This window comes from Shewanella nanhaiensis, assembly GCF_019457885.1.
In the GTDB taxonomy this organism is placed as follows: Bacteria; Pseudomonadota; Gammaproteobacteria; order Enterobacterales; family Shewanellaceae; genus Shewanella; species Shewanella nanhaiensis.
Genome location: NZ_JAHZST010000014.1, coordinates 25,102 through 49,785 on the forward strand (window position 1 = coordinate 25,102; position 24,684 = coordinate 49,785).

At 44.8% G+C, this 24,684-nt stretch carries 15 protein-coding genes; all 15 read left to right on the plus strand.

Translation table 11 applies throughout. The features are described from left to right. Positions 1–2 precede the first annotated feature (2 nt). The 15 genes from icmH to K0625_RS17395 all read left to right on the plus strand — a co-directional run bounded on the left by icmH (position 3) and on the right by K0625_RS17395 (position 24,654). The gene (icmH, locus tag K0625_RS17325) at positions 3–788 is read left to right on the plus strand and encodes a type IVB secretion system protein IcmH/DotU (protein ID WP_220110847.1); all 786 of its coding nucleotides are present in this window, start codon (positions 3–5) and stop codon (positions 786–788) included. 9 nt (positions 789–797) lie between these two features. Continuing rightward, positions 798–3,419, plus strand: a complete 2,622-nt coding sequence (gene tssH / locus K0625_RS17330; RefSeq protein ID WP_220110848.1) for a type VI secretion system ATPase TssH — start codon at positions 798–800, stop codon at positions 3,417–3,419. After that, positions 3,419–4,972 carry a sigma 54-interacting transcriptional regulator gene (locus K0625_RS24795; protein WP_220110849.1) on the plus strand — a complete coding sequence of 518 codons (1,554 nt, stop codon included), beginning with the start codon at positions 3,419–3,421 and terminating at the stop codon, positions 4,970–4,972. Before tssH ends, K0625_RS24795 begins: the two co-directional genes overlap by 1 nt. 38 nt (positions 4,973–5,010) lie before the next feature. Then, positions 5,011–5,613, plus strand: a complete 603-nt coding sequence (gene vasI / locus K0625_RS17340) for a type VI secretion system-associated protein VasI (RefSeq protein ID WP_220110850.1) — start codon at positions 5,011–5,013, stop codon at positions 5,611–5,613. A 4-nt stretch (positions 5,614–5,617) separates the two neighbouring features. Continuing rightward, complete coding sequence (gene tssA, locus K0625_RS17345) at positions 5,618–7,021, plus strand: type VI secretion system protein TssA (RefSeq protein ID WP_220110851.1); 1,404 nt, start codon at positions 5,618–5,620, stop codon at positions 7,019–7,021. A gap of 17 nt (positions 7,022–7,038) precedes the next feature. Further along, on the plus strand, positions 7,039–10,602 hold the full coding sequence (tssM, locus tag K0625_RS17350; protein ID WP_220110852.1) for a type VI secretion system membrane subunit TssM: 3,564 nt from the start codon (positions 7,039–7,041) through the stop codon (positions 10,600–10,602). A 71-nt stretch (positions 10,603–10,673) separates the two neighbouring features. Beyond that, a complete protein-coding gene (locus K0625_RS17355; protein WP_220110853.1) occupies positions 10,674–11,879 on the plus strand; it encodes a type VI secretion system ImpA family N-terminal domain-containing protein in 1,206 nt (401 codons plus the stop codon). Between the two features lie 219 nt (positions 11,880–12,098). Beyond that, the gene (locus K0625_RS17360) at positions 12,099–12,617 is read left to right on the plus strand and encodes an Hcp family type VI secretion system effector (RefSeq protein ID WP_012325132.1); all 519 of its coding nucleotides are present in this window, start codon (positions 12,099–12,101) and stop codon (positions 12,615–12,617) included. 271 nt (positions 12,618–12,888) lie between these two features. Beyond that, positions 12,889–14,937, plus strand: coding sequence for a type VI secretion system Vgr family protein (locus K0625_RS17365; protein ID WP_220110854.1), 2,049 nt, complete (start codon positions 12,889–12,891; stop codon positions 14,935–14,937). Between the two features lie 9 nt (positions 14,938–14,946). Beyond that, positions 14,947–16,332, plus strand: coding sequence for a Tle-like phospholipase domain-containing protein (locus K0625_RS17370; RefSeq protein WP_220110855.1), 1,386 nt, complete (start codon positions 14,947–14,949; stop codon positions 16,330–16,332). 95 nt (positions 16,333–16,427) lie between these two features. Beyond that, complete coding sequence (locus tag K0625_RS17375; RefSeq protein WP_232847159.1) at positions 16,428–17,138, plus strand: ankyrin repeat domain-containing protein; 711 nt, start codon at positions 16,428–16,430, stop codon at positions 17,136–17,138. A 77-nt stretch (positions 17,139–17,215) separates the two neighbouring features. Beyond that, positions 17,216–18,235, plus strand: a complete 1,020-nt coding sequence (locus tag K0625_RS17380) for a DUF4123 domain-containing protein (protein ID WP_220110857.1) — start codon at positions 17,216–17,218, stop codon at positions 18,233–18,235. Then, positions 18,232–19,158: a DUF4123 domain-containing protein gene (locus tag K0625_RS17385; RefSeq protein ID WP_220110858.1), complete on the plus strand. Its 927-nt coding sequence runs from the start codon at positions 18,232–18,234 to the stop codon at positions 19,156–19,158. The genes K0625_RS17380 and K0625_RS17385 overlap by 4 nt, the downstream gene beginning before the upstream one ends. Continuing rightward, a complete protein-coding gene (locus tag K0625_RS17390; RefSeq protein ID WP_220110859.1) occupies positions 19,155–24,314 on the plus strand; it encodes an RHS repeat-associated core domain-containing protein in 5,160 nt (1,719 codons plus the stop codon). The genes K0625_RS17385 and K0625_RS17390 overlap by 4 nt, the downstream gene beginning before the upstream one ends. Before the next feature lies 1 nt (position 24,315). Next, positions 24,316–24,654 carry a DUF7716 domain-containing protein gene (locus K0625_RS17395; protein ID WP_220110860.1) on the plus strand — a complete coding sequence of 113 codons (339 nt, stop codon included), beginning with the start codon at positions 24,316–24,318 and terminating at the stop codon, positions 24,652–24,654. Positions 24,655–24,684: the final 30 nt, after the last annotated feature.

The window sequence follows — 24,684 nt, forward strand, 5'->3', positions numbered from 1 at the left end:
AAATGAAACCACAAAAACAGCCTTTGACAGAGCAACAACTCGATGATGTTTTGTTTGATGAAGTGAGAAATATAGATGCCGACAAAGAGTATTGGTTTCAATTACGTGGCGACAATATTAATCAGCTTATTGATGCAGCAACCCCGCTTATGGGTATGGTCTTTAGAGTGCGAAAGTTAGCTGCATTAGATGATGTACAAAAGCTCTATCACAATACGGTTGATGACATTATGGCCATCGAAGCTGAACTGACTGAGTCAGGTTTTGATCGGGCGATCATTCTAGCGTACCGCTATGTACTCTGCTCCTTTATCGATGAAGCGGTGATGAATACCCCTTGGGGAGCTGACAGTGTCTGGGCTGAGCACTCACTGCTGACCCGATTTCATAATGAAACCTGGGGTGGTGAGAAAGTGTTTAGCATCCTCCAGCGGCTTGAGACTGAGCCTACAAGTTACCGTGAACTACTTGAGTTTATCTATCTTTGCCTCTGCTTAGGGTTTGAAGGGCGTTACAAGGTGGTGGTTAACGGCCGTGAAGAGTTCGACAAAATCGTTAATCGTCTCTATGAAACCTTGAGGCACCTTAGGGATGAAGAGCCGGAGCTGCTATCCAATGCAACTGATCATGTGGTTAATACCAAATTTCAAATTGGCAGGCAGATGCCCATCTGGACTATATTTGCCGGCTTCTTTGTGATGCTAACGGTGATCTTTATCTTCTATTCGGTGTCGCTAGCCAATAAATCAGCAGGTGTGTTGGACCAACTGTTTCAGATCTTAAATTAAGGACGTTTTATGATCCGTATTGAATTAAGTACGCTTATTACTAAGTTAAATCCAATCAGCAAGCTTGCTATGGAAGAGGCGGCTTCATTGTGTATCGCGAGGCAGAATGAGGAGATAACTCTATCTCATCTGCTCTATAGCTTGTTAGAAAACCCACTGTCAGATGTGAGAGTGCTGCTTAAGCATACTGAATCTGACATTAGTGAGCTAAAAACACTTTTAGGTAATAGTTTACCAACTGGGGATACCTTAGATACCTATCCATCATTTTCTCCACTATTGGTCGAGTTACTGCAAGATGCTTGGTTGCTTTCCACCACTGAATTACAAGAGACTGAACTGAGATCCGGTAGTCTTTTCCTAGCAGCATTAATGCAATCGAGCCGCTACCTTCCTTTTGAGCTTGTTAATTTCTTCGCTGATGTTAATCGAGAGTCTTGGCGTAAAAATTTTGCAAGATTAACAGCTAGCTCTTCAGAGTCGAAAGCGCGCGAAGCCTATGCTGGCCGTCAGAGTGTTCAAGGTCAGTCTGTTCAAGGTCAGAGTGTCCAAGATAGTGCCAACAGTGCATTAGATAAATTCACCACCAACTTTACTCAATTTGCAGAAGATGGTGAGTTAGACCCAGTGCTGTGCCGTGATGACGAGATCAATCTGATGATTGATATTCTATGTCGTCGCCGTAAAAACAACCCCATCGTTGTCGGTGATGCCGGCGTGGGTAAAAGCGCTGTGGTAGAAGGACTGGCATTGCGTATTGTTGCTGGTAATGTGCCTGACTCCTTAAAAGGAGTACAACTGCTGTCGCTGGATTTGGGCCTGCTTCAAGCTGGGGCTTCGGTGAAAGGGGAGTTTGAAAAGCGCTTAAAAGGGGTGATTGATGAAGTTAAAAACTCAGCCATTCCCATTATTCTTTTTATCGATGAAGCACATACCTTAATCGGTGCTGGCAATCAAGAGGGAGGAGGCGATGCCGCCAACCTGCTAAAACCTGCCTTAGCACGGGGTGAGTTACGCACTATTGGGGCAACGACGTGGAAAGAATACAAGAAATATTTTGAAAAAGATCCTGCGCTCACTCGCCGTTTTCAGTTGGTAAAATTGGATGAACCTAGCGCCGAACAAGCGGTTGTGATACTGCGTGGTCTACATGGCGTGTACGAGTCAGAGCATAAAGTGTTGATCCAAGATTGCGCGCTTAAAGCCGCGGCGCACCTATCGAGTCGTTATCTTTCCGGGCGACAGTTGCCAGATAAAGCTATCGATGTGCTCGATACTGCATGTGCGCGCATTGCCATTAATCTTACCTCTCCACCTCGATATCTTGCAGAGTTGCAAGGCATTATTCATCAGACAGAAGTGGAGATCTCACTGTTATTGAGACAGAGAACCATAGGTCAGAGTATCGATGAGGAGCATCTTGAGCTATTAAGAGAGCGAGTGACGGATGCAATGTCAGAGCATGAGTCATTAGAGTCGACTTGGAGGCAGCAGCAGGAGCTGGTCTCTAAAATCATCGAGCTCAGAGGTACGATATTAGCAGGTGATACTGATGATGTGCCGCAAGAGTTGTGCATTAAGCTTAATGATGTTGAGGAGCAACTTGAACTACTTAGTGCCAAGAATCGCTTAGTTATTCCCCAGGTGGATGAACAGCAAATTGCGGCTGTGATCGCCGATTGGACAGGTGTGCCAGTGGAGCAGATGAACAGCGATGAGCTGCATAAAATCACCCATCTACCTCAGCTGCTTGGAGAGTCATTAAAAGGGCAAGATATCGCCATCTCTCGTCTACACCAAAATATGCTGACAGCAAGGGCCGATCTGCGTAAAGCCGGTCGCCCTAAAGGTGCATTTTTGCTCGTTGGCCCAAGTGGTGTAGGTAAAACTGAGACTGTGATTCAAATTGCTGAGCAGCTTTATGGCGGCAAGCAGTTTCTAACGACAATCAATATGTCTGAATACCAAGAGAAGCACACAGTATCTCGATTAATTGGCTCACCTCCAGGGTACGTTGGTTTTGGTGAAGGAGGCGTATTAACCGAATCCATTCGTAAAATGCCTTACTCCATTGTACTGCTCGATGAAGTTGAGAAGGCGCACCCCGATGTGTTGAACCTTTTCTATCAAGCATTCGATAAAGGGGAGCTTGCCGATGGCGAAGGACGTCTTATCGATTGTCAGAATATTCTCTTCTTTTTGACCTCCAACTTAGGCTATCAAACCATTGTTGATAATGCACAAACGCCAGAGCTGATTGAGAACAGCCTCTACCCTGAGCTCTCGGCATTTTTTAAGCCAGCACTGCTTGCTCGCATGGAGGTTGTGCCCTATCTCCCACTTGGTGAAAACGTGCTGCGTGAAATTATTGCTGCCAAGTTAGCCGCGCTGACCCAACGGCTTGAGCTTAGGTATAAAGCACAGGTGAGCTGCGATCAAGCGCTTACCGATGAGATCATCAGACGTACAACCCGTACTGAAAATGGTGCGCGTATGTTAGAGGCGATTATCGATGGCCAGATGTTACCTCCTATTGCATTGGCTCTGCTCAATAAATTAGCAGATAAAGAGCCTGTGCAAACCATTCGATTAGGTTGTGTTGATGGTGAGTTTGTCGGAGAGGTGAGCTAGTGAGCACGGCGCAATGGCTACAGCAAACATCTACCTTACTTGAGTGTAAGCAGGTGGATGATTTGATTGGGCAATTTATGCAGACTTTAGAGGATGAGTTAGGTCTATTAGACACTCTCCTGCTAACCCCCTCTGTTGATGGGCGCTATCTGCAGCCATCAAAGCCGACATCAACAGGTCTGCTTAAGGTGGATGGGCAAGTGAGCTGGAATGTTACCGATTTTCAACACCCATTTGCTCACGTATTGCAAACTGCAAAGCCGATGGTGCTGGACTATTACAGTTTGGCCTATTGGCATGACAACCCTCAGTTTGCTGCTTTTATCTCCGGTATTGAAAAAGATCACAGTTTGCTTCTCTATCCGTTAAAGCAAAATTGTCAGCTATTAGGCGTGCTCTGTTTTGCACTCGACTCAAGTCGTAGCCTGCTTCAGAGGCAAGATTGGCAACAATATAGTGAGGTCTTTATACGGCACTGGCAGTGGTTAACCTCAGTTGCCGATCAAACTGGGCAGGCTTGTCAATTGACGGACTCGATCGCGGAGATACGCGATGAGATGACACTGCAAACCAACCTTAATCGTTTGTCAGGTGAGCTGGTGGGTGAGTCAAGTGAGATGGACAAGCTTCGTAAAGATATCTTACGTGGTGCAGGCACTGTGTTATCTGTACTTGTACAGGGTGAAACGGGTACTGGCAAAGAGTTAGTGGCCAAAGCGGTTCATGATTACTCCTCTCGTCATAAAGCGCCATTTATCGCCATCAACTGTGCGGCTATTCCTGAAAACCTGCTTGAATCTGAGCTCTTTGGTTATGAGAAGGGCGCGTTTTCTGGGGCGAATAGCAAAAAAATTGGCTTGATCGCCCAAGCAGCCAAAGGGACGCTTTTTCTCGATGAGATAGGGGATATGCCGTTAAGTTTGCAATCTAAGTTGCTGCGGGTACTTGAGTCTGGTCACTTTCGTGCTGTCGGCGGTTCAACAGAACTCCACTCAGATTTCCGCTTAGTTGCAGCGACTCACGTTAACTTAAAAGAGAGAGTGAATGCTGGAGAGTTTAGGCGCGATCTTTACTATCGCTTAAATCAGTTTCCCGTCACTGTGCCTGTGCTTAAGGCAAGGCTTGGCGATCTGCCGCAACTTATCCGCCACTTCATAGGACGTTTTAATCGTCATCATCAAGCGCAGATAACTGGTATTCGTTATGAAGCTTTATCGAAATTAACAAGCTATCACTACCCAGGCAATGTACGAGAGTTAAGAAATGTTGTTGAGTATGCATGCGCGCTTACGGCTCATCAGGGGGAGATTGATGTTAATGCTCTGCCCACGTTCGAAGAGTCAAGCTGTGAGTCCTCAAATGTTAGTGAGCTTGAAGGTCATGAATATGCAGATATTGGAGATTTGAAAGAGGCTGTTGCACAGTTTGAACGTAACGTTATTCGCACTCGAATCAATCGATTTAAGGGGGATCGAACTAAAGCTGCAATGAGTTTAGGTCTACCTAAAAGAACGTTTTCTCATAAATGTTTAAAGCTGGAGATAAATGAATAATGTCACAGGGTAATGGATGGATCCTGTTTGGATTGCTAATGACAGCTGCTAGCTGTTATGCATCACCCCTGCAATTGAGCGATCCCAAAGCGTGCGTGCAGATTAAAAGTAAGCTAGAGCGACTTTACTGCTTTGACCAAGCTTTTATGACACCTATCGCTGTTGATGCAACTCAAGGTAGTGAGCAAGCCCGAGTTGCTGAGTGGGTTAGGGCCGATGCTAGCGAAGCGAATCGACAAGGCGAAACGCACTTTTTATTAGGGCAACAAGAGGATAATCCTAACAATGTATGGCTAACAGCAACGGCCATAGGGGCACTTCCTCCAAGGCCTGTCCTTATGCTGAGTTGCATTGATGAGATCAGCCGCGTTGAGCTTGTGCTGTCTGAGGAGGTCGCGGAAGGATCGATATATGTGGCGGTGAACAAGCCAAGTTCTCAAGGAGAGCTATGGGTCAGTGATAACTCGGGTTTAGTGTTCAGAACGGGGCGCGGTATTCCAGCTATTCACCTGATGAAGAAGATGCTTTTAGCTCAAGAGTTCACGCTCAGCTCTGATAATGCGAACTTCAATGACTTGCAGTTTGACGCAACGGGTTTAAAGCAAGCCATTAAGCCGCTACAAAAAGCATGTCGCTGGTAACTATATGACACATCAATATATTGAAAAGATAGCGAAACCCATTGCTGGAGATAATCCTGTCGGTGAAAGACTTTTTGACGATGTTTTGTTTGATTTTGTCGAAGGTCAATTGATGAAGGTTGGGTCTCTCTCTCATGCAGAGGTTCAGTGGGGAGAGGTGGAAACCGCTGTGGTCACACTATTGGAGACTCGCACTAAAGATCTAAAGCTCATCATCTATTTGATGCAGTGCCTTCAATACCAAGCCAGCCTTGAGCGATTTAGTTTATCCCTTGGTGTTTTAGATATCTTCATGAAGGAGTATTGGCTGACTTGCTACCCCGCACCAGGGGATCGAGGCGTACTACCTAGGCGAAAATACTTCTCTCAGATTGTTCAGCGAACGGTAAAGTCTGGCGAAAGTATCGATACGCAATTTTGTGAGCCACAAAGTAAAGAGTTGCTGCTTAGTCGCTTATCCAGCTTACTCGATGCGGCTGAGAAGTTGGAGCTGCCTACAGAGGGGCTCTCCTCATTAGCAACAAGATTAACTAGGCAACTAGAGCAAAATGAAAACAGAGTATCTGCAACAAAGCAGAACGCAGTCAGCGAACCTGCTGAGGAGGCGGCAAACAGGAGCGCACCTAAGTTAGAGATAGATTCGAGCAACGATAAAGCGACCAAGCAAACCTTGCTGAAAGTGGCGGATTTTATCTCTGAGTTTGAAACTGGCACTGGGCTAAGCCTGCGGATCCGTCGATTTGCCACTTGGTCATCTGTGAGCAGCGTGCCAGAAAATGCCAATGCAGCCGGTGAAACCAGTTTGATGCCGATTGCAGCTGATAGGGTCAGTGAGTATCAAAGTCAGCTAGAGAAAGGAGCCGATATGGCGCTGCTTAGGCGCGTTGAGTTGAGCCTGACGTTAAGCCCTTTTTGGTTAGATGGACACCACTTAAGTGCCCAAATTGCTATGGCTCTTGGGCAGTTAGAGTGGGCTAAGGCGATACATGAAGACACTGCGGCCTTTGTTGAACGTCTGCCTAAGCTACTCATGATGTCATTTAAAGGCGGCATTCCTTTTGCCAATGCCGAGACTCGAACTTGGTTAGATGAAGGTTACGGACGCAACAGTTTTGAAGGGAACGGACAGGGAGTTGAGCAAAAAAGGGCTGAGGTGGTTGAGCTGGCCGAATCGGGTGGCTTATCGGTCGCTTTTGCCAGTTTGAATGAACACCTACAGCAAGCATCGGAGCCTAGAGATGCATTTTATCTACGTCTGCTGGGTGCAGATCTAAAACAGAGTCATCAATTGTCAGCGATGGCAACGGTGGATTATCAAGTCTTGTATCAACAAGCGAGTCATATGGTCTTAGCTGATTGGGAGCCAACCTTGATGGCTCGATTAAAACAAAAAGCAAATTTGGATTAAGTACAGGGAATAAGTATATGTGGTCTAAGCTCAAATCTTTCTTTATTAAGCTATTACCGGAACTAAAATCGGCTTTGCCTATTTTGTTAGTTGCCATTTTTGTTTTGATCAATGTGGGGATCTGGTGGGCAGGCCCTTGGCTTGTGATTGATGAAAGTAAACCTCTGTCGAGTGTTAACTCAAGACTGATCGCAACTGTTATCTTCTCCTTGTCCTGTTTTACCATTTGGGGTTGGTTCCAATGGAGAAAGCTAAAACAATACAATGTTGATAATGAGAAGTCACAGCAGTTAAAAGACGATCCCATCATTGGCATGGTAGAGCGTCAGGAGGTTGAACTTAATGATGTGATGTTGGGGCTTAAGGAAAGCCTTAACACACGAAACTATCTCTATGCGCTTCCTTGGTATCTAGTACTAGGGGTAGAAAATGCGGGGAAAACCAGTTTGATTAACCGTTCTGGTCAAAAGTTTGTATTCTCCTCTGTGATGAGGGCATCGGGTAAGAAAACCGAGAACCCTTACTCATTTGATTGGTGGATCAGTGATGATGCGGTATTGATCGATCCCGATGGAGAGCTATTGACCCAGAGAACGGAAGAGGGAAGCAACAACGGTGAGATGAGCAAGCGGCTCTGGATGCATTTTGTCGAATGGCTGGATAAAACACGCAGCCGTCGTCCATTAAATGGGGTAGTCCTGGCTCTGGATATGGCAAATATGGTGAGTGCGCCAACATCTGATCGTAAAGCCTATGCTCACCTAATGCGTGCGCGTTTACGTGAGTTGATGGAAACCCTATCGACTCGTCTTCCTGTCTATATCACCTTGACTAAGCTTGATCTTTTGTTGGGCTTTGAACCATTTTTCCGTCACTACAACCAGGCTGAGCGTGATGAGATCATGGGATTCACCTTTTCACTAAACTCAGTCAATGATCTTGATAGTTGGCTTGAAGAGTTCAATGAAGATTATACCAATTTTATCAGTCGTATTAATGCCCATCTTCCACGCGCGCTACTTCAATGTCGTGATAAGGAGGAGCGGGCGGCCATCTACAGCTTTGTTAGGCAAGTTGCTGGTGCTCATCAAGTTCTTCAGGAGTTTTTTGCAGATGCACTGGCAAGCGATCAGTTCTCGACCTCTGCACTGGTGCGAGGCGTCTATTTTACCTCTGTGTATCAGCAAGGGGTGCCGACCAATGCTTATGTCGATAGTGCTTCTCGTCGCTATGGACTTAGAGAATCGATAAATAGCGCACAAAAAAGCGATAATTCAACGCCATATTTTATTCATACTCTGTTTCAGAAGATCATCTACCCTGAGGCAGGTTTAGCCTCTGATAATTTTAAAGTCGCAAAGCAGAAAAGGCGGCTTATGTTGCTCTCCTTTGTTGCTTGCTCTATCGCTTCTGTACTGCTGGTGGGCACTTGGCATCGCTACTACTTACAAAACAGCCAGCAAGCCGATGCTGTACTGGATAAGGTGACTGAGTTTAATGAGCTCAACGATCAAACCAGCTTTGATCAACTCGGTAAGAGTATTATTCCGCCGCTAAATACCATACGTACGGCTACGTTAGAGTTTGGTTTTTTCCGTGAAAAACCCAAGTTAATCTCTGACTTTGGGCTGTATCAGGGCCATACCATAGGTCCAAAAGTTGAAGAGACCTATTTAAAGCTGCTCTCTTACCGTTATTTGCCAGCACTGCTAAAGCAGGTGGCAACAGATATGTCTGATGCACCGACCAATAGCAATGAGAAACTGGCTATGCTCAGAGTGTTTCGAATGATGGTGGATAAAAGCGGACGTCATGATGATTTTGTGAAAGCCTATTTCACCCAAGCATGGCAAACATCCTATGAAGGCGACAGGATTTTGCAAACTCAGTTGATGGAGCACCTTGAGTACGCACTGCAACATACCGACCTTCAAGCGATGCGAGACGATGGGGCTGTGGAAGCGGAAAATAAGTTACGACCCTATGACCGCTTGATAGCAAAAACTCAAAGAGAATTAAGCAGTCTACCCATAGAGCAGCGGGTTTATCGCCAGCTTAAGCAATCAGCTTCTTCACAACTGGGTAGTGCTCTAGACCTTAAGGTTGCAACAGGTCCCGCTTACGAGTTGGTGTTTGAGCAAAGAGTGAGTGATGAAAATGCACCGAATGCGATGAAGATCCCACGTTTATTGAGTAAACAAGGTTTCGAGCGTTACTTTATCCCACAGTCTGATTCCATTGCCGATCTGGCCTTGATTGATAGCTGGGTACTTGGTCAATCTGAGTCAACGGATTTTAGTGATGCAGATAAGATAAGTTTGCGTAATAAGATCATTAACCAATACACGTTAGATTATCAGTCATCTTGGCGAAAGGCGCTAAACGACTTTGAATTAAAGGATTTTACAGACATTAACCACGGGGTATTAGTGATTGATAATTTTGCCATTAGCAATCGTCCTGTGAATCGCATTTTAGACAATTTGACTAGAAACACTGAGCTATTCCCATCGATGCCAGATGATGCCAGTGCTATGGCGGAGATTATTGAGACACCTCAATATCAGATAGCGGCCAAAATTGATGGTGATTTCACAGATTTAAACCAACTGACTAAGACTGATGGAACTCAACCTGTCTATTTAGATGAGGTGATGGAGTCTGTCGGGCGTTTACATGCTTATCTTAAGTCTATTCAAGATGCACCCGATGTTGGTAAAGCGGCGCTTAAAGCGGCTCAGGAGCGTCTGACACTTAATGATGCCGATCCTATTTATGCGCTGGAAAGGATCTCTGCCAGTTTGCCAAAACCTATGGATACCATGGTCGGCAAACTCGCGAGTGAAAGCTGGAAAGTGGTACTACAAAGTGCCATTAAACACTTAGAGGTGCGTTGGTATAACGAGGTGTATCAGGATTATCAACAAAACCTAGCGTCGCGTTATCCGTTTAATCCCGAATCGACAAAACAGGTCTCTATCGATGACTTTCAAAGTTTTTTTGGTCCCGAAGGCACATTAAGTCGTTTCTATAACGATCAGATGAAGATGTTTCTTGAAGAGAACTTTGATGCACTAAACCAATTTAGTAAAGGAGATTCCAATCTAGTACGCCGCGAGGTACTTCAATCGCTTAAGCAGGCACAACAGATCCAGAAAGCTTTCTTTAATCCGAAAGGAAACTTGGATGTGGAGTTCTCGTTAGAGGCGCTGCAGATGAGTCCAAATAAACGTCGAAGTGTGATGAATATTGATGGTCAGTATGTGGAGTACACTCATGGTCCTAAACGAGGTATCGATCTGGTGTGGCCAAATACGTTACGTGACTCTACCGTCAGTAAATTAACCTTGGTGCCAAGTGAGTCAAATGCGTCACCACGCTCGATTGTGTTCGAAGGGCCTTGGGCATTTTTCCGCTTATTAGATAGCGCAAGAATGTCCGGTAGTAGTTCAACCAGTATCGATTACCAGTTTGAAGTCGATAAAGGTGATGTCACCTACCGTCTACGTACGCGAGATAATGTGAATCCATTTACCAGCAAACTACTGAGTAGTTTTGAGATCCCAAAAACCTTGTATTAATTGATGACAGGGGATATTCCCCTGTTTTTACGTAAATAAAAACAACACTATACGTTGTTGGTGATACTTAAATGGACAACACGAGTCGTAAACTGGACTGCTTTAATCTTGCATCTGAATTAACAGAGCTTAGGAACAGCCCTGCTTATCAACAAATGAGAGTCGAGATCAATCGACGTAATAACCCACTGAGCGGTGGAACTGATTGGGAGAGGGTGTATCAACTCGCCCTGCAAATTTCATCGGGATTGGGTGCCGACCTATTAACCTCTGCATACTTCGTTACGGCTGCATCAAAAACGCGAGGGGTGTCAGGTCTTGCTTCGGGCTTAGATTTGATGCTATCGGTCGTATCATTCTCCTCAGAGTTAAGCCAACTTCCCAATGAAAAAGTATCTGAGATCATCAACTGGGCAGTGACCAAGGTCACCCCAGAAATAAAGAAGATGGCGGTCACATCATCGAATGTACGTGACTGGTATCGCTGTGAACATGCATGTCAGAAATTATTTGAATTGATCACTCAAAAGCAGCCTCAACATGTTCCAAATTTAGATGTGTTGGGCTACCTCATTTTCGAAAAGATCGATCTGCTTGAAACCAATAAGGTGAGCGTGTTACCCAGCACTGCTTCAAATACAGCACCGGTTAAGGTAAAAACCAAACGTTGGCCCTTATGGGGACTGAGTAGCTTAATTGTTATTTGTAGTCTGTTAAGTGGTTACCTGTCAGTACTCTACCATCAAGAGGTGGGGGAAAAATTACCATTATGGCTGTACCAAGTGCCTGAAAAACAAGTAGTACCTGAGTCATCGATTGCGCAGCGTATTGATAGGGCATTTAGCTTGCCACAGGGCGAGCCTCTAGTCTCTATCTATCCTGAACAGGTGAGCTTACTGGTTGAGTTAGATAAAAATTATCAGAGGTTTGCTAACGCAAGAACCATCATGGCTAATCTAAGTCAGCTTTCACAGGCTTTGCCAGAAAGTCGTGACAAAGTGAAGCAGGAAACCCTCTCTATTGCCCAATACGCCAGTAGTTTATCACCCATTCTAGGAAGAACTTATTACATTGGCGATCTGTTAGAGGACAAGAAGTACGGTAGGGCTGAAGTTGAACTAAATCAGCTAAATAGCCAGTTAAAGGCCTTATTGATAAAAAGGACCTTGCTTGCCCAGCAGCTTCATAATCAACAGTCTGATGAGTCTGGTACACCGCCACTAGAGCTAAGTTCTCAACCTAGCAGTGACGTTATATCTCAAGATGGGGAGAGGTAATTTCTTTAAATATTTCTACTAAAAGTCCAGTTGGGCCATTTATTGCTCGCTGGGCCATATCTTGCTCAACACTGGGCCATTTATTGCCCAGCCTACACCTAGATATAGCAATGGCCATTAATATCAACAACTTAAAAGTTGGCACGATACTCGCTAAATAGATATTAGGTTTATCACTAAACCAATTCTAATCCACTACTTATTTAAAAGGAATTATCCATGCCAACACCATGTTATATCTCAATCAAAGGACAGACTCAGGGCGATATCACTGCAGGTGCGTTTACTGCTGACTCTGTCGGTGACATTTTTGTCGAAGGCCATGAAGATGAGATGCTGGTTCAAGAGTTTGATCATATCGTGACTGTGCCGACAGACCCTCAATCTGGACAACCATCTGGCCAGCGTGTGCACAAACCATTTAAGTTCACCGTTGCGCTAAACAAAGCAGTGCCATTGATGTACAACTCTTTAGCTTCTGGCGAGAAGATCACTGAAGTTGAACTTAAGTGGTATCGCACTTCAGTTGAAGGTAAGCAGGAGCATTACTTCAGTACTAAGTTAGAGGGCGCGACGATCATCGATATTCAATGTCAGATGCCACACTGTCAAGATCCTAATAAATCTGATTTTACTCAGCTGGTTACTGTGTCTATGGCTTACCGTAAAATCGACTGGGATCATACCGTTGCTGGTACTTCTGGTTCTGATGACTGGCGTAAGCCGATCGAAGCATAAAATCGGTCGTAAAACTGATAAGCACTGGTTTACGTTAAGTAAGCGGTGCTTAAGGTGAATAAGCGGGGCACTTAGGTGCTCCTGTTTACATAGAAGGCTTAATTGGCACGGTTATGCTTCATATTTTTTCATGACAGTTTAATCAGTAAAGATCATAGGTTAGCGCATTCTTTTAAATGAATGTTGAATGCATGAGTTTTGAATGTTTTAGCCTTTGATTTTTAATCTCATTGGAATGATGAGGTTGCCCCATTTAAATAAGGATATTGGTATGGCGCTTTTAGGCTCCGGATTGCGGTTTCATTTTAAAGCGCAAAGCTTAGCTGATGATAGCTTTGACGTGCTTGATTTCAATTTTATTGAAAGCTTATCGAGTCCTTTTGAAGTCAAGCTCACTCTGCTGAGTCGGCTCGATAATCTGACCCCAGAGGCGATTGTTGATCAAACAGGTTTAATGAGCTGGTCGCAAGGGGAGAGTGTTGAGCGCCATGTTCATGGCATCGTCAGTCAGTTCAGTAAAGGTGACAGTGGTCATCATCATACTCAATACAGTGTCACTATAGTTCCTGCTTTATCACGCCTGAAATTAAGAAAAAATAGTCGAATATTCCAGCAGCAAAATGTGCTTGTCATCATCTCAACCCTGCTAAATGAGATGGGAATAAGTGATTACGCCTTTAGCTGTGATGCAAGGTTTGAATCTGAAATACGTGAGTACTGTGTGCAATACAGTGAAACGGATTTCGAGTTTATTAGTCGTTTAGCTGCGGAAGTGGGGCTGTTTTACTATTTTGAGCATACTCAAGATATTCACACACTTATCTTCTGTGACAGCACAAGTAAATTGAGTGGCTTAAAAAGCCCATTTCCCTATAACGCGCTCAGTGGTGGGGTTGCCGAAAACACCTTTGTTAATCAATTTAGTTACCAACACCAAATTAAGCCCGCCAATATCAGCTTAAAAGATTACAGCTTTAAGAAGCCTCAATATAGTTTTCTGCAAAGCAGTAAGGGCCAAGAGCTCAAGTTTCAAAAGCCTGACTATGAGCATTTTGATTACCCTGGTCGTTATAAAGATGATGCTGCTGGGGTTCCTATTACACAAGTTCGTCAAGAATATCTGCGCCGTGATGCTCAAGTTGCCACTGGGCAGAGTAATATTTTGCAGGCTATCCCAGGTTTTAAGTTCGATCTCATTGAACATAATGACCGAGCGCTTAATCGTGACTGGATATTAACGTCGATTGAACACACTGGTGAGCAGGGTGCGGCAGCTGAAGAGGCAAACACACAAAAGCCCACACGTTACAGTAATCAATTTCATGCAGTCCCAGGTAACAACCCTTGGCAGGCCGAGCCAAACAGTAAGCCTTTGGTTACAGGTCCACAAATTGCCATTGTGGTTGGCCCCAAAAATGAAGAGATATTTTGTGATGAGTTTGGCCGAGTAAAAGTCCAGTTCCCATGGGACAGATATGGGGAGAGTAACGAACACTCCAGTTGTTGGGTACGAGTGAGTCAAGGCTGGGCAGGCGGGCAATATGGCATGATGGCAGTGCCACGTATTGGTCATGAAGTGATTGTTAGCTTCTTAGAGGGCGATCCCGACCAGCCGATTATTACTGGTAGGGCTTACCACACTACCAATGTGACACCCTATATCTTGCCCAATCATAAAACCCGAACCGTAATTAAAACCCAGAGCCATAAAGCCGAGGGGTTTAATGAGCTGCGCTTTGAAGATGAAGCCAGTCGTGAGCAGATCTATGTTCATGGACAGAAAGATATGGATATGGTGATTAACAATATTCATAGAGAGGAGATTGGTTACGATCAGCATCTGACAGTTGATCATGACAAGTTTGAGCTGGTTAAACAGCACCGTCACACAACAATAGGGCAAGATGAGATAGCTCAAGTTGGGCGCGATCACCAAGTCCTTGTTGGGCGTAACCTTATTCACCGAGTGGTGGGTATGGTTAAGCGTTATATCGGTGGGGGTATCATTACTCAAATTGATGGCGCCAGCCAAACGAGTATTGCTGCTTCTGAAGAGAAAATTATTGGTGCCAATCAACAGATCAAAGTCGATAATGAGAGCTACCTAAAAGCCAGCAAAATAGTTCTTGAGGCTGGTGATGAACTCACCATTAAAGGTCCTGGTGGTTTTATTAAGATTGATAGCGGTGGTGTAACCATCTCTGGTAGTAAAGTGAAGATCAATGAGGGTGGCTCCCCTGGAACAGGGACAGCGCCTAAAGCGGTGAAACCAGAAGAGCCCGCTAAACCTTCAATCCCAGAAACTGCTGATAGGCGTTAAGGAAGCGTTATGCCAAAAGCAGCTCGATTAGGGGATAGTTGTGCAGGCCATGGGTGTTTTCCTGCAACACCGATTATCGCAGGCAGTGGTGATGTCAGTGTCAATGGCAAACCCGCAGCACGTAAAGGTGACCCGGTATTGCTCCATGCTTGCCCCTGTCCACATATGCCTCACGGCATCCATGGTCGCAGTATCTCTGCGGGTTCCTCCAATGTTTCTATCAATGGCAAACCTGCTGCCCGTGTTGGTGATGCTGTGGGTTGTGGGGGCTCAGTTGCTGCAGGCAGTGGCGATGTGCTCATAGGTGATACCCCCTATAAATCGCCGACGCACAAATGTGGTGAAAATGCGGTTAAAGATAACACGCCGCTGTTAGCGATGGCGCCTATGCCGATTTTAGCGGCCATCAAGTGGGGGAAGCCTGCTAATCAGTTCATCACCGCGGATTCTGTTGTTACAACGGTGAAGCAGAGAAAAGCGCGCTATCAGGCCCGTAAAAAGTTGGCAAGCTCCACGGCAAATGAAAGTGAGCCTAAAGTCAAAGCGGCCAGTGAAAGGTTAGATTTTAATAATGACAGTATTTTGCGTGCTGAAGCGGCGCAGTATGTCTACAGGGTTGATGAGAACCGGCGGGATCCCGCAAAATATCCACTGCCTGAAGCACCATTAGGGCTTGAAGTGCTTGATACTAAGGCTATTCCCGGGTTAGAAAATGCAGTGGTAATGAGTAAAAAATCTGGATTTGGTGCTGCTTTATTTAAATCAGAGATAAATGATGCCACCATGTTGACTTTCCGTGGCACCAATAATGGTGTTACGGGTAAACAGGATTGGAGAACTAATGGCGCTCAAGGTATTGGTAAACAGACAAAGCAATATGATCAGGCGATGCATTTAGCCCGGCAAGTTAAACGCTCTCTTGGTAAAGAGGTTGAAATTGTAGGCCATTCCTTAGGTGGAGGCTTAGCAGCGAGTGCGGTAGGTGTGACAGGAATCAAAGGTTATAGCTTCAACTCGGCTGGATTACACCAGAATACAGTTAGTCGCCAGGGAGGGTTAAAGATTGAAAAAATCAAGGGGTTGATACAAAGCCAGTCGGTTGATGGTGAAGTGTTGACTCTGCTACAGAGTAATAGAGGCGTTGTTGCCCCATTGTTAGCGGGTGTTGGCAGTGCATTAGGTGGCACAGTGGGCACTGCAATTGGTGGAGTCTTAGGCGCCGCGATTCTCAATAGTGGCGCCGCACCTGAAGCTCCGGGTAATATGCGAGAACTTAAAAGTATCGAAGGCGGTAACCCTGTTACCCGTCACGGCATGGATCAGGTGATTGCGGGAATTGAAGCGCAGAAAAAGCAGGATATCAGTACATTGACGCAATACCACTGGGGACAATAATGAGATTTAAACGAACATTTACCCTTGGATTATCGCTACTATTGGGCCTTTTTTCGGCTTGCCATTTTTCAGCCATTGCGAGGGAAGACACAAATATGAAAGCAGAACTGTTTTTTGAACCAAAGATGGTCCAACTGTTAAAGAGCATTCAAACAGATGATATCAACACTGCAAAACAGCTTATTGCTGAGGGAGAAGACCTTAATGTGCTGGGGGATGAGGGGATCACACCGCTACTCTGGCTGATCACTCAAACTAATGATTTAAAAGCGACACAACGCGCGTTGGATTTAGGCGCGGATCCAAATTTTTCCGATGGGAATGGTGACAATGCGGTCAACTTTGTTACCCGTGATTATGCCTCTGAGTGGCTAAAAATGTTACTCGAAGCGGGAGGTAACCCAAACTCTATCGATAGTGATGGTCAGCCTGCAATGTTTGATGCCATTGGTGGTGAGAACTGGGACAACATCAACACCTTATTGGAGTATGGCGCTGATGTGAACTTGAAGGACAGAAGTGGTAGCAATAGTGCTCTGTATCCTACTTATATCATGAAGTATGAGTTTGCCTATTTCTTTCTTCTTAAAGGCGCAGATCCCTATATTTATGACGATACAGGTTCAGATCTAGCGTGGAGCGTATATGAACCTATTGAAGATGAGATTATTGCGCCAGATAGTTTCAACTACCCCTGGGTTATGAAAATTAAGCAGCACCTTATTGAGCAAGGCGTTAAATTTCCGCCACCAACGCCACAAGAGGTGCGCGCTATGTGGGAGAAAAATGGCAGGCCAGCCCATTAAACAGCTCTCGTAAAGGTTAGGTAGTATCCACCCGTGAGGGTGGCAAGGATTTTAATGGCGGCTAGGAGGCTGCAGTCATGAGTGATAACCGCAGTCTTGCTGAGCATTCTAAGCAATACGATCTCTTTAAAATCTTAAGTGAAGGTTCAAACAAGCAAGTTTATCTGCTTGTTGATCCCAATCATTATGATGATTTTTGGACTTTTTGGTCCAGCTTTCAGCCTAAGGCAAGGCAGTTATGGTGTTATCTCTTTCAAGAGTCTGCCTATGAAGCGCTAATGTCTGCCTCCCCTCTGATAGTGGTTATAGAGGAGGGAGGGGCTGGTGAAACCCTCTATTATTGGTTACTTGAGCAGACAAGCTTATTCAATAAAGCCTGTATTTTGCTAGAAAGCCAATGTTCGTTGACTGAGCTACGTCACTTTTGGCACCAAAGGATATCCGCGATTTACCCTAATGGTGAGCAGGAGCTTCTAGCTTGTTATTCCCCTGTTGTGCTTGCAATGCTCTGGCCCAGCTTAGCTTCGAAAGAGCAGCTCGATTTCTTGGGGGCTAACATACAGATCTATCTGCCTAGTGAGTTATTGCTTGATGAAGAGCAAACAGTTCAAAGTGATGGAAAGGGGGAGGTTCGCTTTTCACTCTTATCCGTGCCTGCTGGTACTGCGGCGGCAACTGAAGTGATATTTAGTCGTGATAATCCCTACAGGCTAAGTGATAGTCAGTATGAGCGGCTTAGCCGAGAGCAACGTCGCCATCGTATGGTTAACGATATCTTTTTGCGGCTTTCTCAGTACTTTGCCTTTGAACTCAATATTGACCAACTGAGTTGGCTTTTCTTAAACAGCATCGAAGTAGCAAAAGAGGGTTACCCCGATGAGAGTGAATTTTCATTTGAAACATTCGCTGTGTACCGGTTTGTTTTAGAACATGATTACTTTGAAAAGGAGGCATTTAAAGCGCTGATGCTTAAGCATGACCTTCGAACAAGTATTCAGATGTTTAACCAACTTAATCCACCCATTTATGATGAGATTTTTCGAGCTAAACAGGCGTTGTGGCTCGCGGGTGTAGAACAAGGAAGTGATGCGGCATGACTGAAAAAAAGCATTCTAACGTGCAGATAGCAGACATTGATTCTGAGCTGTGGCTAAGCGCTATTGCTGAAGGTGGATGCTTTATTCTCGCAGAGTCAGCCATCAATGATGAGGTTCCTTCACTGGCTGAAAATATCAATGGCTTCTCGCTGGAGTACAGTCGCCTTTATTGGGGAGAAACGGGTCGAATACACGCTTCAATCTCGCCCTATCTTATCTATGTGACAGAAGATAACTGGCCGACGCTTAAAGAGAAGGTATGCCAGCAAGCAAATTGGGGAGTAGGCATTCAACTTGAGTGGTATATGAATGCCTATACGCCTGCCCAACAGCTAACAGAGCTACTGAGCCACCTTAGAGAGTGGACCTGGTTAGAGAGTCAAAACGGTGAACCTAGGCTATTACGACTAAGTGATTGGAAGGTACTGTCGACCTTGATGCAGGCCAGCAGTAACGATGAAATATCGGCCATTTTTGGCCCCATCGCTCAATTTATCTCACTTGAGGGTGAAGCCTTAAGTGCCATGACTCGTTTAGTGAAGCAAAAATCAGCTATTCCTCAACGCACACCTCAGCAGTTAAGTGAGCAGCAATGGCATGCGCTTGAGCACATGGAGCAAGGCGATCAGTTTGCTGCTTATAAAGATCATCTGAAAACTCACCATAAAGAGACCTTAAGTTGGCCTGAAGAGCGTCTACACAGCTTTGTTGAACAGCAGACAAAAGTGGCAAATGAGCAAGGTTTTAGTAATCGACAGGATACGGTGAAGTTTTTAAGTTTATCGCTCATTTTTGGCCAAAAATTTGTTAGTCAAGAGTGGGCAAAAAAAGTGTTAAAGGCGAAACAAGAGGGCACAAAAACTAAGATGGAAAAGCTCTATCAAGCTGCCTTAAATGAACTGGATAAGGAAGTTTCAGTATGAGTAACGATCGTAAGGCAGAGTTGATATCGAGTGAGCAAGCAGCTGAACAAAACTTTTCCACTGATAATGTCGTATCAGGTGGTTGCACTGAGTGTGGCTGTACCGCCTTGATCCATTACCACTATGACGATGGTAAGCCTGTCCCAGAAGCGCCTTTTATTCTTACCGACAGTAATAACAAAGAGATCCAAGGCAAAACAGATAAAAAAGGCTTATGTCTCATTAAAGATATGGGTTGTGGCGGTTTCGATATGCTACTCGATGAGGGGAGTGATGATTTCGAACCACCAAAAACGGTCATTAATAACCCTGTAATACAAGATAATCCTGAATATGCAGCACTGGCTGGAGAGTATTTTACCCTGTTTACCTTACTGCGTAATAAGGGGTACTTAGAGTACGACGCCAGCGACAGTTCAGATAATGAAGTCGATGTCGATGACACCAGTTTTTTTATGGATGTTGCCGATGAATATGAACCTGCCTACAAACGGTTTTGGGAGCTTAACGATCAGATTAATGATGGCAGTAAATCATTAAAAATTGCGATCAACAAAATTCACACCAGCCTGCCTGCAGAGGTTGTCAGTAAAGCGGGCGATAACAGTGCAGTACTGCTTTTTTGCCAAGTGGCAGTTGGTTTTATCCCAGTTGTGGGCCAAGCGGTTGATATTTATGACTTAGGTGATTGGGGCTGGCAAACCTATCGATATGAGGAGAATCGAAGTGATCCTTGGCATTGGGCTGCGGGTAGCTTAGCCGTTATAGGCTTTATTCCAGGCTTAGGTGATGCCCTTAAAAAATCAGGCAATGCCATTATCAAAGCGATGAAAAAATCTGATTCAAAGTCGATTCAGTTTGCGATAAAGACGCTAAGAGGCTTATCAAATGGCAACTTAGTCAAGTTTCTTTCGACCTTCGAGAAGAGCATACGAGAGAAGGGAAAAGATGCCATTGTCCTGCTCAATAAGATCATCGATGGATTAAGACGTACTATAGCGAATGCGGCTAAATCCAGCTGGATAATCCGTTTGATGAAGGGCGCATTTGAATCCTTAATTGACATAATGATGAAGCTGTCAAACAAGATAGATGAGATGATTAGTTGGATCTGCGCTAAGGTCTCAGATTTTATTGGCAAAATCGTTACTAAAGTCAGTGGAACACCTAGGCCTAAAGCAAGTAAAAAACCAAAAGTGCAGGCCAATGCGGGCAAAAACAGTGGTGAGGTAGACAATGCTGGCGCTAAAGCGGGAGTGGATAAGAAAAATAGAGGAGCATCAAGTAAGGAGGGGGTGTGCACTAAAGGCTGCCCTATTGATATGGCAACGGGCTATGTTGTCGATTGGCGTACCGATTTCACTCTTAACGGTCGACTCCCTTTAATCCAAAAACGTTTTTACCACTCTGCGGGCTTGATGTTACCTGGTTTATTAGGCTCGCGTTGGCGAAGTATTTGGGATATGAGCCTTGATCTTGAAGGGGAGCAGGCGACTTTCACCGACGAGCAATACACTCAAGCGGTCTATCTTTTGCCAAAAGAGAGGGAGGAGAGCTTTGCTGCTCATCTGCCTGAATGGCGTTTAACACGACAGAATAAGCAGTTGGTGATGCGCCATGTGAGTGGCCTTTTATATTGCTTTGATCATGCTATAGGCACCACCTTGCTGCTCACAAAAATCAGTGATGGTAAGGGCAACAGTAATCACTTTCTCTATGATCGTGGCACACTAAAGCAGATTGTTTTAGCCGATGGCCAGCAAATTCAGGTGGTTTGTCATCAACACCATATCAGCAAGCTCACGTTACTTGATAGTGAGCTTAATCCAATCCAGACACTAGCCCGTTATGAATATGATAAGCATGGGCAGATGCTCAGTTGTCGTGCGGCGCCCGGTTGCAGTTTTGATTATCAATACAGTGAAGAGGGGTATCTGCTGCGTTGGTCTGACTTAAGTCAGACTTGGGTTGAGCATGATTATGATGAGAAGGGACGTGCTATTGCATCGAGAGGCGCCGAAGGCCGCTTTAGCGATCAAATTCGTTTTGATGATACTAATCGCATCGTTTATTACAAGAGCGCTATTGATGGGATTCAACAGTATTATCATGACGAGCGTAATAATATTGTGCGGATCATCTTTCCTAATGGTGATGAAATCCACAACGAGTGGCTTGATAATCAGCTGGTGGCTCAAAGTAATGCCTTAGGCGAGCGAACCGAGTTTAGCTACGATGCGTGGGGGCAGATAGAGCAGGTTATTGCAGCCGATGGGAGTGTGACATCCTATCAGTATGATGATAACGGCCGATTGATTGGGCGTATTAACCCCCTTGGTGCAGTCTGGAAATATGAGTATGACGTCCAAGGTAATCTAACTTGTGTGTCAGACCCACTTAATCAGCAGTGGTTTTATCAATATACCAGCTTAGGTCAAGTGGCTTGGATGATTTCCCCCGAGGGTGCACAGACAGGTTATCAATATAATGATTCTGGTCAATTAACCGAGATCCTTCCCCCTCTTGGTGAGAAGCTGATACTAGATTATGACGCCTTGGGGCGTTTATCGACTCAGACTCGTGTGTCATCTGAGGCCTCTGTCGGTGAAGGGCTGGCAGCAGAGCGAAAACGAGTACAGCGGTGGCACTATCAGGGGAGTTTGCCCTACCCAAGAGCGATCACCCATGAGGATGGTACGCAAAGTGTTTATGACTATGACATTGAGGGCAATGTTACCCGCTTTACCGACGCACTAGGTCATCAATTTCATTATGAGTATGGCGCCTTCGACAAGATGCTTGCCAGTCTCGATCCCCAAGGTGCTAAGACGCAGTATCGTTATAATGGAGAGTGCCAATTTGAAGGTGTGATTAACAGTCAGCAACAAGAGTGGTGCTATCACTACAATACCAGTGGCCAAATTATTGAGGAGCGTCACTACGACGGTCGGATCACCAAATTTACCTATGACGGTGCAGGTCGTATTAGCAGTAAAACAGCTGCAGATGGTACCAGCCTGCACTATTTTTATGATGCTGTTGGTCGATTAACTCAAAAACAGAGCCGCGATCTAGATGCACGAATAATCGGTAATACCTATTTTGAATATGATGAGGCCTCACAACTTTTAAAGGCAGAAAATGCCCATGCGCTTATTGAGTTTGAGTATGATGAACTAGGACGGCGCATAACTGAGCGTTTAAATGGAGATGCAGTTAATAGCCAATACACTCAGATGGGGCATCGTAATCGTATCGAGTTTGCAAGGGCTGGCTCTGAAATGGATGAGTCAGATAAGCAAGCTGTAAAACATCTTGATGGACAAGCTCAAAATGCTATTGCGGATGCGATTGAGTTTAATTGGCAGCTAGGTCAACTGAAAGGTCTGCAGATAGGCGCTTATCATCCGTTAGCGTTTTCCCATAATCAATTAGGTCAAGAAACTAAGCGCAGCAATGGATTAGGTTTTCATTTAGCTCAGCAACATGGACCTGATGGATTACTGTTAAATCAGCAACTTATTCCTTCAGCTCATCATGCTGAGTCATTGATGGGTGAAGGGAGCGATCCGCTTAATAACGTACATCAAGCTACAGGAAGGGGCAAAGGTGACAGTCGTTATCAGCACCTTCAGCGCAGTTATCAATATAACGCATTAAATCAGATCAGCCAGATTGATGACAGCCACTGGGGGCTCAGTGAGTTTGAGCATAACTCAGTAGGTCAAATTACTCAGCATAAGCAATATGCCCCAGGGGTTGAAAATGGGACTGTAATAGGTGCTGCCAAAGATACAATAAAAGGCACTACGCAGACAGGGCAAGCACAACAAACACAGGCATTTAGCTACGACAGTGAGCAAAACCTGACGCAATCGAGCCAAGTGTTATCAGCCGATAACGGCAATGTGATTGATTTTGTACAAAAGCGAGTTGAAAAAGCACTTAAGTATCAACAAGCAGGCCGAGTTGAGACCGTTGGAGATCATACCTACCGTTATGATGCAAATGGTCGAGCGGTTGAGAAATGCACCAGAAAAGCCGGCTTTAGGCCGCAAACTACCTTCTACCAATGGGATGAGGAAGACCAACTCATTCAAGTGCGTCTTGCCAATGGCGATTGCTGGCATTACCAATATGATCCTTTCGGTCGCCGTATCGCCAAGATAAAACAGAGCACTAAGCATCAAGAACAGCGGCATACCCCCTCACAGTTTCGCTATCTGTGGGATGGCAATAACTTAGTCGAGCAGCAAAAATACTATGCTGATGGCACGCTTGCTCACACCACACAGTGGGTCTATGAGCCTAATAGTTTTAGGCCGCTAGCGCAGTTAACTCAAAGTCATGGTCAAAGTTCACATGAAACAGCTGAAAACTTAGCCTCTGAGCTGCACTATATTGTTACCGATCAGGCTGGTACACCGCGAGAGCTGTGTACAGAAAACGGTGACATAGAGTGGCGTGGTGAGCAAAGCTTATGGGGCGACCACCATAAGTGGCGTCTCAGTGTCCAAGCAAAAAGTAAGCATAAAAAGTACCTTGAAGATGCGGCAAATGATCCCGTAAACTGTGACCTTAGGTATCAAGGTCAAGTGTTTGATTCTGAAACAGGTCTGTATTACAACCGTCACAGATATTATGACGTAGATACCTGCCAATACTTAAGCCCAGACCCCATAGGCATGGCGGGTGGACTAAGACCCCAAGCCTATGTTCATAACCCATTGGAATGGGTGGATCCGTTTGGTTTGGCAGGGTGTGAGGATTCTACAGGTAGGCCATTAAATAGCCCACACTATTCAGTTTTACATGAGTCTAAGTTGGAAAAAGGTACTGACTTTCCAAATGTATCAGATAAAAGACATTTTCAATCTTCTAATAAACAACTGCATGAGGCTATGATGAATGATGCTGATTATGCTAAAAATTTAGAAGAACTATACCCTGGAATTTCTAAGGGGGCGGCACCTGGTCCAAGAGGAGCTTTTTCTAGAAAGTCACCACATAAGGATTTAACGTGGCATCATCACCCAGATCAAGAAGGGTTAATGCAGTTAATTCCAAAAGGCCAGCACCAAGCTAAAGGGGCTGTGCAGGCGTCGCTTCATCCGAATGGTAAAGGTGGAATGCAAAATTGGGGAGGAGGAAGGTAGTATGAGTAAAGATACAGAGGCAAAAAATTTAGGTGACATTCTATATAATTGTGATGATATTGATTGGGATTTAGCACTTTATTTAGGTTCTAATGATAGTTTCAATTTAAATATGGAGGTCATAATCCATGATCCAGATGATGTTGAAGATGATGAAGATGATAACCCTAAGGTTGTAGAAGAAAAAAATTATATGTATATATTGAGTATTCAGGATATTCAAAGTATTAAAGACAATTTAGAACAGCAAACTAACAGAATAGCGACAAGAGAAGAACTATTACTAGCATTTGAGTATTATTATAGAAATGATGCTTTTATGGAAGTTGAACTTAAGTAATATACCACTCATTTTTTGTATCCCATGGAT

What these genes read in the sequence shown, in the direction of transcription:
- vasI (WP_220110850.1), top strand. Translation starts at nt 5,011, where the DNA reads ATGACAGCTGCTAGCTGTTATGCATCACCCCTGCAATTGAGCGATCCC.
- tssH (WP_220110848.1), top strand. Translation starts at nt 798, where the DNA reads ATGATCCGTATTGAATTAAGTACGCTTATTACTAAGTTAAATCCAATC.
- K0625_RS17390 (WP_220110859.1), top strand. Translation starts at nt 19,155, where the DNA reads ATGAGTAACGATCGTAAGGCAGAGTTGATATCGAGTGAGCAAGCAGCT.
- K0625_RS17380 (WP_220110857.1), top strand. Translation starts at nt 17,216, where the DNA reads ATGAGTGATAACCGCAGTCTTGCTGAGCATTCTAAGCAATACGATCTC.
- K0625_RS17395 (WP_220110860.1), top strand. Translation starts at nt 24,316, where the DNA reads ATGAGTAAAGATACAGAGGCAAAAAATTTAGGTGACATTCTATATAAT.
- K0625_RS17365 (WP_220110854.1), top strand. Translation starts at nt 12,889, where the DNA reads ATGGCGCTTTTAGGCTCCGGATTGCGGTTTCATTTTAAAGCGCAAAGC.
- K0625_RS17370 (WP_220110855.1), top strand. Translation starts at nt 14,947, where the DNA reads ATGCCAAAAGCAGCTCGATTAGGGGATAGTTGTGCAGGCCATGGGTGT.
- tssM (WP_220110852.1), top strand. Translation starts at nt 7,039, where the DNA reads ATGTGGTCTAAGCTCAAATCTTTCTTTATTAAGCTATTACCGGAACTA.
- K0625_RS17385 (WP_220110858.1), top strand. Translation starts at nt 18,232, where the DNA reads ATGACTGAAAAAAAGCATTCTAACGTGCAGATAGCAGACATTGATTCT.
- K0625_RS17355 (WP_220110853.1), top strand. Translation starts at nt 10,674, where the DNA reads ATGGACAACACGAGTCGTAAACTGGACTGCTTTAATCTTGCATCTGAA.
- K0625_RS17375 (WP_232847159.1), top strand. Translation starts at nt 16,428, where the DNA reads ATGAAAGCAGAACTGTTTTTTGAACCAAAGATGGTCCAACTGTTAAAG.
- icmH (WP_220110847.1), top strand. Translation starts at nt 3, where the DNA reads ATGAAACCACAAAAACAGCCTTTGACAGAGCAACAACTCGATGATGTT.
- tssA (WP_220110851.1), top strand. Translation starts at nt 5,618, where the DNA reads ATGACACATCAATATATTGAAAAGATAGCGAAACCCATTGCTGGAGAT.
- K0625_RS17360 (WP_012325132.1), top strand. Translation starts at nt 12,099, where the DNA reads ATGCCAACACCATGTTATATCTCAATCAAAGGACAGACTCAGGGCGAT.